A 12,557-nucleotide genomic window follows, 5' to 3' on the forward strand; every position below is an offset into this window, starting at 1 on the left:
CCGCCGGACGATCGATAGGATCTTGCATCATCATCTCCTGAAATAGCTGGTCAGCCTCGTCGGCTGTTAATTGCCGCGGACTTCGTCCGCTTGGTTGTCGAGAGCTTTACCGGTTGTTTTGGCTTGCGCACGGACCTCGGCGGCCTGACGCTCCAGCGCATCCGCCTGGCTGTCGCCGGACGCCCGCACGGTCTTGGCCTGATCCTTTAGGGCGTCAGCGCGGGCATCGATTACGCGCATTTGTGCATGGTCCGCCCGATCCGCAAGCCTGCCGAGCCGCTGCTGCGGCCCTTCTCGGAACAGTCCTGGCTTTTCGCCCGCTGCTTGATCTGCCTGTTTGCCAGACTTCTCATGGGGCCCGTCACAACCGGTAAGGACGGCGAACCCAAACACGGCTACAAGTGCCGCATAACTGTGCACGGCTCGCCTGATCATCTCGAGATGTTCGCTTCGCATCGCCTATGCTCGATTTGAAAGAGCCCGCGCGGTGCCAACCGCGCAGGCTCTGATTGCGTTAAATACGCTTGTTGGTGCTACCCAGCTTATCGGCGTCGCTAATCGATCTCGACGTCGGTGCGGCGCACTGTATCATCGATCTCTTCAACATGCTCTTCAGCGGTCTTCGAGACGACGACCTCCTCTACAACGCGCGCAGTCTTACCGACCACTGCCTCTTCGCCGGTCGCAGTCATGTCAATCGTGCGCTCACGGAACGCGTCGCCCTCGGCTGCCGAAAGGGGCTTATCAACAGCACGACGCTCGACATGCACCTGCTCGTTGCGCAGACGGATCTGCTCATGAACGGGCGTTTCAGTGACATAGGAGCGCACGCGCACGCCGCCACGGTCCACGTCGCGCTTGCCGACAACGAGCTGCTCTTCAACAATCGGAACAACTTCCTCACGCTCCCCGTCGAGGTCGTGAGTACGGTTCGTATCGTGCGCGGTGGTGCCACCAAGAGCACCCAAACCCGCTGCCCCTGCACCCGCTGCCGGATGATCCCAGCCGGACGAACGCCACTCGCTCGAGCGGTCGTCGATATCGACGCTATTGGCATCTTCCAGAACCTTGACGGCCTCATCAACGTGCGCGTCTTCGACGTCAGCAGTCAGCAGCACACCACCCCGGCGAACGCCTTCCTCATAAGTGTGGCGGTCCTCATCGGGAAGGAACGCGTGCTTGATCGAATCCCACATTCCGCGGTCCTGATGGGTCGAATAACCAGTCGCGTTATAGCCCGCGCTGGTCTTGTCATGGATGTGGATGTGATCGACGTCGACCCGTGCAGCCTTCAGCCGCTCCTTAGCGGCTTCGGCATCGGCGCGATTGTCGAACAGGGCAGTGATGGTGCTGGACATGATTTCTCCTGAATAAACGTTGGATAGAAAAGGGTTGCTTATCTCGCCGTTACGACGAGTTCGGTACGGCGGTTCTCGAAACGCCCCCCTGCCGTCGTATTGGTGTCGACGGGGTCGGTTGCACCGCCCGAGACGGTCTCGATCCCCCCGGCATCGATGCCCTTGGCCACAAGCGCCGCCTTAACGCTCTCAGCGCGAGCCTTGCCGAGCGCCATGTTAGTCGCATCGCTGCCGCGCGAGTCCGCATAGCCGGCGATCCGGACATGAGAGGTTGGATACTGCCTCAAAGCCATTGCGACTTGATCGACCTCTGCCGCGTCAGCCGCACGAATGTCGCTCTTGGCTGTGTCGAAGTTTAGCTTCTCAGACGTGAAAGTACGTGGCGTCGCTTCCGTGCCGCCCAGATACGCACCAAGACCAGACGTACCGACCAATGCTGCCGATTTCGGCGCATTAGGAGTCTGCGCTATCACTTTGCTCGGGGCTGGAGCCGGCACGACGGCGACTGTGTCCTCTTTGTGGCAGCGGCTTAAACCGAGGATAAGGGCGAGCAGCCCCAACGCCAGCGCCAACCACGCGAGCGCTTGTACCCAGCCTGGCTGAACGTTCCTTTCGATATGCACGTGGCTTGGCGCGCCGGGTTTATGGTCGTTCGGTCCTGGCATTAACAATCCCTCCTATTTTAGACTTCGTCGCCATCGCGCTCGATGACGGCGCGCATTTTGCGAAGCGTGGTAGGAACTCGTACCTCCTCGGTTCGCGCTATCCGGCGAACGACGACCTCCTCGACGACGAAAAGGCGCTTTTCGACGATGGCGCGCTCTTCAACGATTGGAATGATCAGCAGTTCGCCCTCATGGTAAGGCACAGGCGCGACGGACACTTCGCGTTCGACCACGCGGCGCTCAATCTCGATGTCCTCGCGCGCAAGCTCCGCAACAAGATTGTGGGTTCTCTCTTCGACGACCGTGCTGACCCGGACATGGCTACTTTCCACGGTCCGCTTGGACACAGTCGCAACTTCTTCAATAATTGGAACCCTCGTGTGCTGATCGTCAAATTTGGCCACGTAGCTTATCGATCTCTCTGTTCCGAGGGATGTCGAAGAGCACACGCAGCGGGCCAGCAATCACGCTCCGCCAAGTGTATCTTAGGATGCGGAAACCGAAGGCCGTACCATTGGTTCCGCAAAAATCTTGGGACCTTGATTAGGATCATTAGAAATATCTGATGTGCCGAAATCGCATGTGGACTGCGCTCAGTTGCTTGCCGCGACCCGCCCTGTAGAAAGGTTGTGTGAGCAGTTCGACGGGCTTTGTTGCAAAACTGACGCTGGGGATTCCCCAAGGGAATCGAGCGAGATAGATGGGCGCGATGCCCAAACCTGCCGCACCGAAATATCGCACGACGAACTGGCCGGAGTATAATGCAGCGCTAAAGCGGCGCGGGTCACTGGAAATATGGTTTGATCCGCAGATGCACTGGTTGTCGAAGCCGTGCGGTCGTCCTGGTCGGCCGATGCGGTTTTCGGACAGCGCGATTGAGCTCTGCCTGACGCTGAAATCGCTATTCAATCTGCCATTGCGGCAAGTGACAGGGTTGGTAGCGAGCCTGATCAAACTTGCCGGGCTGGACTGGCCGGTGCCGGATTATACGACGCTATGCCGACGGCAGAAGACGTTGGTCGTCGAGCTTGGCGGGCGGCCCAGCTCAGGCGGCCTGCGCCTTCTGGTCGACAGCACGGGCATTAAGATGACGGGTGAAGGTGAGTGGAAGACGCGCAAACATGGCGCTTCCTATCGCCGCCAGTGGCGCAAGCCTGTCCTGAGTTAGTCGAAGGGGTGCATCTGGGGATCGACGCGGCAACGCTGGATATCCGGGCCATCGAAGTCACGACGAATGCCATCGGCGATGCGCCGACCTTGCCCGATCTGCTGGCGCAGATCCCGCAAGACGAGCAGATACTCAGCGTCGGCGGAGATGGCGCTTACGATACCAGGGCGTGCCATGCTGCCATTGCCGAACGTGGTGCAGAGGCGGTCATCCCGGTCCGTCGCAACGGCCAACCATGGACGAAAGACGGTCCCGGCGTCGATGCTCGCAATGAAGCGCTACGCGCTACAAAGCGCCTTGGCCGCGCGATCTGGAAGAAGTGGAGCGGCTATCATCGCCGCAGTCTGGTCGAGACCAAAATGCACTGCTTCAAGCTTCTGAGCCAACGCGTTGTGGCTCGTACCTTCGATCGTCAGATCACCGAGCTCAAAGTCCGTGCTGCAATCCTCAATCGCTTCTCCAAAATGGGAACGCCGATCACTGTCCGCATCGCATAATATCTTTAAGTAAAAGGGCGGTTATGCTCTCGAGGCGTTATGCAACAAAGCCCGGGAAAACTGTAACTCTAACGCCATGTTGTAAAGGGACCGTGGCGGAACTTTTGAGAGTGTCTCCGAAAGCAACACTATTTTAAAAGATGGCGGTTCGTTGTCACAAATGCCCTCTTCTCAAAAGTTGCTCATTCCGAACGCAGTGTTCAAGCCCACTGTTGAGGCCCCGAGATCGTGAGCCTGCCGCCGCTGCGGTCCGAGCAGCGCATCGCGTCCCGAGAGCACACACGCCAGCGTTAACCGACGCCGGCCCTGTTGCGAAAGGGTTCCCTTTCGCGACAAAATACAGGCTAAACGAAATCAGTGGCTTGGCTGTCGCGAAAGGCTGTAGCAAAACGCGCGGATGAAAATCGGCTATGCACGGGTCTCTTCTGGAGAACAGAACCTCGACCTTCAGCGTGATGCTCTGACTCTCGCTGGATGCAGCATGATCTATGAGGATGAGGGTGTGTCAGGTGTTGCGCGTCGGCGTCCTGGGCTCGACCAGGCGCTCGCCACGCTGAAACAGGGCGACACCCTGGTCACGTGGCGGCTTGACCGCCTGGGACGCTCCCTGCCGCACCTGATCGAGCTGGTAGCGGCCTTGCAGGTTCGGGGTTGCGGGTTCGTCTCGCTCAACGAGGCGATCGATACCGGTTCGGCTGGGGGTAAGCTGGTGTTTCACATCATGGGAGCGCTGGCCGAGTTCGAGCGTGCCCTAATTGTAGAACGCACTCGCGCCGGCATGGCTTCTGCCCGAGTGCGTGGCCGACATCTCGGCCGCCCTCGCGCCCTGACGGGTGCACAGCTCTACAAAGCAAAGGACGAAATCGCCGCCGATCGCGAGACCACCGCCAGCATGGCGGCCCTGCTCGGCGTCAGCCGCTCAACCCTGTGGCGGGCGCTACGGGATCAGGAAAGTTGATGGCAGCGAGCGCCCAATCCCAGTCGTTCAACGTCGCAATCGTGGTACCCGAAACCTGCCGTTGGTTCACCTCCGACGTCGAAGGTTGGAATGACGAGGCCTGGGACAAGCCGTCGTCAGGGTAATTGAGCGTGAATGTCGGGTTTCAGATAAACTAGCCATTCGCGCGGCTTCCAAGATCTGCAGGGCAACGGGCCAACTTTCACGGTAGCGACTTCGCAGAGATTGGATCTCAGGCCAAAATAGCAGCCGCCTCTCCCGTGACGAAAAACCCCCTCTCTAAGGTTGTCGCGCACTTTTTGAATCCGTCAGGGTATCTCGGACAGTAGTCCGAACATGGAGCACGTACGCCACAGCTCACGCAGCCATTCTCCAGAATATGCAATGTTCTGCTTCGACAAACATGGGTTTTACGTCATGGCAGGGGGAGGCAGTGATCGACGCAGATTTTGCCATTCCGGCGCCTCAGTGGTGCTCCTAGACGCCGACAGACGAATTTTCATCGGGACAGGGGTTGGCATTTTCACTGTTGGACGGCTGGGCCCCGGTAGCTTTAGTCTGAAAGCTTTCAGTAGGGAGCAGTACTGCGGCTGTCGTTCGCGGTATCAGTTGATAGCGACAACGGAGCGCCTAACTCTTGGCGATCGTTCAGCTCTCGAGGTGCGCAGAGGTCCACGATCGCCGTTAGTTGACCCAAATAATCATGTTGGCGGCAATGATAGCTGAAAGGTGCTTTAAGGAACAAACTGCCTTATCATAGGTTAGGCTTTGATTGTCGGCTCTGCTAATGGCTGTCTGCAATTGAGGGTTGATCTTCGTCAGCTCCCGCCCAGCGAGGAGCATATTGATGGACCATTATCTAAGACTGGGCCCTCTTAAGCGCGGCGATAACAGGCACCGCGGTAACGGCGAATGAACCGAACGACGCCACAACTCCGACGGATTGCACGGAACATCATTTTGTTCGAATCTACCGAAGGGGAAGCCGCAGTTTCAGACTACCCAGTCACTGACCGTATGCGCCCCCAGCTAGCGCGCCTCATGGGGGACGGCTGGGTCCAAGTGCTGCTTGCTCGCGCGCTCGCCCTTGCGACCATCGAGATCCCGTGGCTCTCGCAAGCCTCAGTAAGTCGAAGCGGTGATCTTGAGGGCCTTCGGGACATCGGCAACGGAATGGATCCGAAGGTCTTTCTCGAAGGGCGCGTGGTTCTCTTGGCACAGCTTTTAGGACTGCTGGTTACGTTTGTCGGCCCTGCCCTGACGTGGGGCTTGGTGGACGAGATATGGCCCGACATCCCGCCCGAAGACCGCGATTTTGGCATGGAGCTATAAATGAAAAAGCCAACAAAAACGGCTCGACCTGCTGCTGTCGAAAAGCGCCACGGGAAAGGGGCGAAGGTCACCATCCACAAGCTGTCCACCGGCGTGCGCGGACTGGATGATATTCTCGGTGGCGGCCTGCCGGAATTTTCGCTTAGCCTGATCGGTGGTGCGCCCGGCAGCGGCAAGACTACCTTGGTCCATCAGTTCGCGTTTGCCAACGGCACCCGGGAGCGGCCGGCCCTTTACTTCACGATCCTCGGCGAACCGGTCATCAAGATGCTGCGCTACCAGCAGCAGTTTTCATTCTTCGATGCAGGAAAGGTCGGCAAGGCGGTTCAGTTCGTCAATCTTTCGGACATCGTCCTTGAGAAAAACCTGGACGCAGTGCTGGACGAGATCATCGCCCATGTGACTGCTACGAACGCGGGCGTGGTAGTGATGGATTCCTTTCGAACTCTTCTACGCAAGGCCAACGTCCTCGGCGAGCTTGAGGTCGAATCTTTCGTCCATCGCCTGTCGCAGTTTCTGACGGGCTCCGAAGTTACCACCATCCTCGTCGGTGAATATTTTCAGGACGAGATGCCTGACAACCCGCTATTTACGATGGTCGATGGCGTATTTTGGCTGACGCAGGCGACCGAGCGCAACTCCATCGTGCGCAAGTTGCAGGTCATGAAGCTGCGCGGACAGGCCTCGGTGCCGGGCCTTCATACCATCAGTATAACATCTGACGGTCTCCAGGCGTTCTCACGGACCCTTGGATTAAACACCGTCCCCTCCCGGCCCAGCCGACGCAAGCGGCTATCGATCGGCATTCCGGATCTGGACACCATGCTGGGCGGCGGCATTCTGGAAGGCGATAGCGTTCTCATCGCCGGGCCTTCGGGCACCGGCAAGTCGGCCTTGGCGACCCAGTTCATTGCCGAGGGTCTACGCCAGGGTGAGCCGGGAATCATGGCGATATTCGAAGAGCGACCACCAAGCTATTCGCAGCGGGCCGATAGCTTCGGTTTGCACCTCAGCGATGCGGAGAAGGACGGCAAGCTCGAACTTCTTTATCTAAGACCGCTCGACCTGTCCGTAGACGAGACAATGCAGGCCATTCTCGACGCGATCGAGCGCGTCGGTGCGAAACGGCTGGTAATCGATTCCTTGGTCGGCTTCGAAATGGCGCTCGCCCCCGGTTTCCGCGCTGACTTTCGTGAATCGCTTTATCGCATGATCGGCGCTTTGACGGGCGCAGGGATTACCATCCTCAGCACGGTCGAAGTGGAAGACAATTTCACGTCGCTACAATTCAGCCATTACGCCATATCGTTCCTCACCGATGACATCATCAGGCTGCGTTATGTTGAAATCGACGGCCAGCTGCGCAAGACGATGGTCGTCATCAAGATGCGCGGTGGGAACCACAGCAAAGACATACGCGAATACGTGATCACCACGAAGGGCGTCATCGTCATCGACCCCCGCCGAACGGATTACGCCAAGTTGAGCACCGGCATTCCGGAACGCACGGGGCCGCGCAAGGAGCAGCCGGACGAATTGCCACCAGAGTCCAAAGCAACCGTGTAAGCTCGCTCGCATGCCTATGGTTTCCGCCTTCGATTATATGAACTCGGGCCGTTCCTCTCCGTGGTTCGAACATGCGTCCTCCCCGATTGCCACGGTCACGGGCGCGGGTCACTTGATCCGCGACATCAACACGGCGTTTTGCAAACTATTCGATCGAGAGAGAGGCGATATAATCGGACAGCCCCTTTGCGAGCTGTTACCGGACAGCGACGAGTGCCTGGTGTCGCTCGACCGGGTTTTTCGCACGGGCGAACACGCAGAGTACACGGGGAGAGAACGCTCCCACCCTATGCCGGCATTTGCATCCTATCGGATGTGGCCCGTCCGGGAGGATGACCGCGTTGTCGGCATCGTCGTCCAGGTCACCGAAATGGCACCACTGCATCAGCAAAGGCGGGCCATGAACGAAGCGATGCTGGTCAGTTCGATCCGTCAACAAGAACTTGCCACCGCTGCCGCGACGGCAAACCACCTGCTTAAAGCAGAGATCATTCAACGCACTCAGTCCGAACAGGACGCTTTGATGCTAACGCGTGAAATTTCTCACCGCATCAAGAATAATCTTCAGACCTTCGTGGCACTAATCGCGGGCGAAATTCGACGCACACCTGCTGAATTTGCGCAGGGCTTCATCGCTATGGAGACACGGATTGCTGCCATTGCCGATCTTTATGACCTGATCTCGTCGAGCAGCGGTCAGACCGTTCGCGTTGACGACTATCTCAGGAAGATCGCCGGGGGGCTCGCTACGAGTCTGCTTGAGCCGGCTTCAGGCATCGTGATCGACGTCGTGGCAGATGAAATCGAACTCGACCCTGAGCGCGCCGTGGCCTTCGGACTGATGATCAACGAACTGGGCACGAACGCGATCAAACACGCGTTTCCACGGGGAAAAGGCCGGCTGGTGCTTGGTGCGAGACTAGTAGACGGTCAACTGGAATTTACCGTAAGCGACAACGGTGTCGGTATGGTCAAGAAAGCCTCGGAAACTGATCACAAGGTTCACGGCTCGGATTACGTCGCCATCTTCGTGCGCCAGCTCGGCGGCCAGTTTGCCGTCTCGATGCGCGAGGGCGGCGGAACCCTGATCACCGTTTCGGCACCTTTGTCGCTGTCGATCGAGGGCTAGGTACTGCGGTTCGCCACAGTGCGTGGAAAGTGCGGAGTAACTATTTTCGCCAATTTCCTTTTTCGAATAATACGACGATTGTTCCTGATGATCGACCAATTGGACCAATCAGCCGACGATATTCCATTTCTGGCGTTGGATAACTTCCAATGTCCTCGAGCTTCTCGCGGTCCTGGATGACAACGCAACCGCGCTTCCGAATATACGTCCGGGATGGCGCTAAACTTCACCGATATCAAAATGCCGGGCTATATCGACGGGTTAGACCTCGCAACGGATGTCGCATGGCAATGGCTTCACACAGAGGTCATTATAAGGTCCGGGGGCGCCCGCGCGCGCTACCAAACTAGTGCGAATGTTTATGGCCGCATTCCTCCAGAGATTACCGTTCGCGAACGGCGCAGACCCCCTCTTATATCCCGCAAGGATGACGACTTTTGGGAAGCTGCTGGCGTTATAATTGGCCGGTGATGTTTCGGGAATGACTAATTTCTTTATTCCTGCATGCAGGAGCTAAAATTGGACGGGCTTACGGCACAAATTCGCGTCCAAGGCGCCAATCTTCCCTGCAACCAGATTGCCTATCGAATAATCCATAAGATTCGCAACCCGACCTCTCGCGGTTGGTTAAGGACCAATGGCCCTTTCAACTGTTCCGTACGCCCTCGTCGTTGACGATGACCCGCTAATTATGATGGACACGACGAGCATCCTCGAAGACGCTGGATTTCGGTTCCATGAGGCTATGGACGGGGATGACGCAAAGCTTGTCTTGGCTGAACACTGGGAAAACATCATATTGCTGTTCTCAGATGTCGATATGCCGGGCAAGACAAACGGCTTCGCACTAGCGCGGCACGTTGCCGAGCACTGGCCCGCTATTGAGATCGTCATTGCCTCGGGTCATGTCCTGCCTAGGGCGGGCGAAATGCCCGAAAAGGCCACGTTTATTTCCAAACCGTTCAACAGACGTATGATCCACGAACACCTCAGAAAAACTTTGCCCGACAATAAGCTACCGGAACCTCTCAAAAAGGCAGTCTGACAGGGGTTAGCTGCTTCCAGCTTTCTGCGAAAAGGATGCCTTTGAGAACGCTGATCCACTCCTGACCGCTGTTCCCATGCGGGAAGGGCGTCAGAGGTTGCTTGATTACGAGATCGTCATTGCCGTCAATCCCAGGCTTGGTCCCCTTGCCCCTTCCCGCGCAAACGGCGCTTGAGATTGCGCTTATGGTCGTGTTCGGCGAAGGGGGGGCTGCTCGACCGTCCGGTTCAGTAGTGGAGAGGGCCATGGACGCGTTGGAAGCGCTTCAGAGATATGATGTGCTGGATACCGGACCCGAACAGGGTTTCGAAGATATTGTGGCGCTGGCCGCCCAGATTTGCCGGGTGCCGACAGCCTTGGTGTCGTTGCTCGACACCGACCGGCAATGGTTTAAGGCACGCGTGGGCTTTGACCACGAGCAGACCAGCCTGGATCAGTCTGTCTGTCGTCACGTGGTGGAGACAGCAAAAACCGTGGTCATCACTGACCTCACTGCCGATCCCCGAACACGTGATAATACGCTCGTCACAGGAAGTCCGCGGATACGCTTCTATGCCGGGGCTCCGCTGACGACCCGCTTCGGCGTTGTAGGCGCGCTCTGCGTCATCGACACCATGCCGCGTCCCGAGGGTCTTACCGCTGAAGAACAGCGAGCGCTTGAGCGTCTAGCCCGGCAGGTTGTGGCCCTTCTCGAAATGCGGAAGGACGCGGCCGAACTACGCCAGGCCCTGATCGAGCGTGATGCCTCAGAGGCCGCGGAGAGGACTACAGATCGCCGCTGGCGAGACCTGTACCAAAACATGGATCAAGGGTTCATTTACGCCCGTGTGCTTCGGGACGAGGACGGACGGGTCTTCGACTGGCGCTACGAAGAGGTCAATGACGCTTGGGGCGAGCTGGTCGGGATTGATCCCAACGAGGCGCGGGGGAAGACCATTCGCGAGCTGATCCCTGGCATCGAGAACGAGTGGGTCATGGAGCTGGCCGCCGTCGTTGATACGCACACACCTATATATTTCACCCGTCAGGTCGGCGTATTCAACCGATGGTATGACGGTGCGGCGCAGTGGATCGGTAACGACGATTTCACCGTTATTTTCCAAGAGGTTACTGAGCGCGTAGAAGAGGAACGTCGGCGAGATGCGCTGCTGGCATTGGGCGATTTACTTCGCAACGCCGGTGAAATTTCAGACGTGATCGCGGAAGCCTCATGCATCGTCGGCGAGGCCGTTGAAGCGTCGCGCGCCACCTTTGGCGAGATGGACCATAACCGCGAACGGATACGGGTCGCACCCGGCTGGGCATTGCCGGACATGCCTTCCATCGAAGGCGACTACCGCTTCGATGATTACGGGCAGCTGCGCCCCTACCTCATCCGCGGTGAAATCTTCGTTGTGAACGACGTGATGACGGACGATCGTACCGCCGATGAGGCATCCGGTTGGGCCGAACTTCAGGCCCGTGCGGTCATTAACGTGCCCGTTCGGGAACATGGACGGACGACAGCGGTCCTGATCGTTCATCGTGACACGCCGCACTCCTGGAACGCGGGGGAGCTTACCTTCCTGCGCAACGCCGCTGACAGGTTGGAGATTGCCATCGCGCGTAAGCGGGATGAGGAACGCCAGAATGCGGTGAACGGGGAAATTGCTCACCGATTAAAGAACACGCTCGCGATGGCGCAGGCGATCTCGAACCAGACGTTGCGGGGCGATGCTTCGCCTGAGGGTCTGGAGGCTTTTGGCCATCGTCTACAGGCGCTTGGCATGGCGCATGATGCACTCACGGCGGGTCGTTGGAAGGGTGCGACGCTCGGAGACATGCTGGCAAACGTGCTCGATGTCGCAGGCGTCCGCGATCGGTGCGTCCTGTCTGGACCGGATGTCGAGATGGGCGCCCGGGCCGCGCTGTCGACCTCGCTCCTGACACACGAGCTCGCCACCAACGCTCTTAAATATGGCGCGTTGTCGGCTGAAGGCGGCACCGTGGACATCGCTTGGAACCTCGCGGGCGAAGGCGACACGTCCCAGCTCGCACTTGACTGGACGGAGCGAGGTGGGCCGCCGGCTTCCCCACCAAGCCGTAAAGGCTTCGGATCACGTCTGATTCGACTTGGCCTTATCGGAACAGGTGGCTCGGACGTGCGCTATGAACAAACGGGTCTTGTGGCGTCTTTCCGAGCTCCGCTAGTGCAGGTAGAGCGGGCGTGAGTTCAGGCATAATGACGAAAGCGGGTAAGGTGGCGATTATCCTCGTGGTCGAGGACGAGCCGCTCCAGCGGATGGACATGATCGACATGGCCCAAGAGGCCGGCTTCGAAGTTCTCGAAGCTCATGACGCCAACCACGCCATCGTTCTTCTGGAATCTCGCTCGGACGTGCGACTGATGCTGACCGATATCGACATGCCCGGCGCCATGAACGGCATCAAGCTGGCTGCCGCGGTCCGCAAACGATGGCCGCCGATCGCGATCATCCTGACGACTGCGGGCCACGCTCCAGCAGCGGATCATATTCCCGAGCAGGCTATATTCCTACCCAAGCCGCTCAATCGCCAACGCACTGTCGAGACGATGCGTCGACTGACTGAAGAGCTGGCTGCTGAGGACTAGGCAACCCCTGTCCTGACGCCTCTTCAGTCCGTGCCTCTCGGTTTATATTACTTTCCGAGAAAGCTAATCCGTTCTCGAACTCGATCGTTTTTGAAAAAGCGACGGACGTGAAGACAAACAGGTTTTTGCGGACATGGCAGGTCACTCGCCTATCACTCGATAGGGGGATGGCTGGGATGGGTCACGAAGCCGCGCATCGCGTTCGCGTAGGGTAATACCAAGTCCCTC

The 12,557-nt window shown here is 58.2% G+C and carries 11 protein-coding genes and 1 pseudogene; 8 read left to right on the forward strand and 4 right to left on the reverse strand.

The window, feature by feature from the left end; translation table 11 throughout:
- Positions 1–66: 66 nt before the first annotated feature.
- The 4 genes from RI03_RS19050 to RI03_RS19065 form a co-directional block, all read right to left on the reverse strand.
- A complete protein-coding gene (locus tag RI03_RS19050) occupies positions 67–456 on the reverse strand; it encodes a hypothetical protein (protein WP_010219268.1) in 390 nt (129 codons plus the stop codon).
- Positions 457–554: 98 nt separating this feature from the next.
- Positions 555–1,358 carry a DUF2382 domain-containing protein gene (locus RI03_RS19055; protein ID WP_010219270.1) on the reverse strand — a complete coding sequence of 268 codons (804 nt, stop codon included), beginning with the start codon at positions 1,356–1,358 and terminating at the stop codon, positions 555–557.
- 38 nt (positions 1,359–1,396) lie between these two features.
- Positions 1,397–2,023, reverse strand: a complete 627-nt coding sequence (locus tag RI03_RS22960; protein WP_051007305.1) for an OmpA family protein — start codon at positions 2,021–2,023, stop codon at positions 1,397–1,399.
- A gap of 17 nt (positions 2,024–2,040) precedes the next feature.
- Positions 2,041–2,427 (reverse strand): DUF2382 domain-containing protein, encoded by a 387-nt coding sequence (locus RI03_RS19065; RefSeq protein ID WP_010219272.1) that lies wholly within the window; start codon positions 2,425–2,427, stop codon positions 2,041–2,043.
- Between the two features lie 305 nt (positions 2,428–2,732).
- Between RI03_RS19065 and RI03_RS19070 the strand changes: the two are divergent.
- The 8 genes and pseudogenes from RI03_RS19070 to RI03_RS19105 all read left to right on the forward strand — a co-directional run bounded on the left by RI03_RS19070 (position 2,733) and on the right by RI03_RS19105 (position 12,329).
- Positions 2,733–3,688, forward strand: a pseudogene (locus tag RI03_RS19070) (IS5 family transposase).
- Between the two features lie 397 nt (positions 3,689–4,085).
- Positions 4,086–4,646 (forward strand): recombinase family protein, encoded by a 561-nt coding sequence (locus tag RI03_RS19075; protein WP_010219275.1) that lies wholly within the window; start codon positions 4,086–4,088, stop codon positions 4,644–4,646.
- 960 nt (positions 4,647–5,606) lie between these two features.
- Positions 5,607–5,978: a hypothetical protein gene (locus RI03_RS19080; RefSeq protein ID WP_138995744.1), complete on the forward strand. Its 372-nt coding sequence runs from the start codon at positions 5,607–5,609 to the stop codon at positions 5,976–5,978.
- Positions 5,979–7,544: an ATPase domain-containing protein gene (locus RI03_RS19085; protein WP_010219277.1), complete on the forward strand. Its 1,566-nt coding sequence runs from the start codon at positions 5,979–5,981 to the stop codon at positions 7,542–7,544. It abuts the gene before it with no gap.
- Positions 7,545–7,554: 10 nt separating this feature from the next.
- Positions 7,555–8,673, forward strand: coding sequence for a histidine kinase dimerization/phosphoacceptor domain -containing protein (locus RI03_RS22385; protein WP_081504275.1), 1,119 nt, complete (start codon positions 7,555–7,557; stop codon positions 8,671–8,673).
- A 637-nt stretch (positions 8,674–9,310) separates the two neighbouring features.
- Positions 9,311–9,718: a response regulator gene (locus RI03_RS19095; RefSeq protein WP_010219280.1), complete on the forward strand. Its 408-nt coding sequence runs from the start codon at positions 9,311–9,313 to the stop codon at positions 9,716–9,718.
- A gap of 245 nt (positions 9,719–9,963) precedes the next feature.
- Positions 9,964–11,928, forward strand: a complete 1,965-nt coding sequence (locus RI03_RS19100) for a GAF domain-containing protein (RefSeq protein ID WP_138995745.1) — start codon at positions 9,964–9,966, stop codon at positions 11,926–11,928.
- Positions 11,929–11,957: 29 nt separating this feature from the next.
- Positions 11,958–12,329 (forward strand): response regulator, encoded by a 372-nt coding sequence (locus RI03_RS19105; RefSeq protein WP_238542454.1) that lies wholly within the window; start codon positions 11,958–11,960, stop codon positions 12,327–12,329.
- Positions 12,330–12,557: the final 228 nt, after the last annotated feature.

It is taken from the genome of Sphingomonas sp. PAMC 26621 (genome assembly GCF_000251145.1).
GTDB lineage: Bacteria > Pseudomonadota > Alphaproteobacteria > Sphingomonadales > Sphingomonadaceae > Sphingomonas.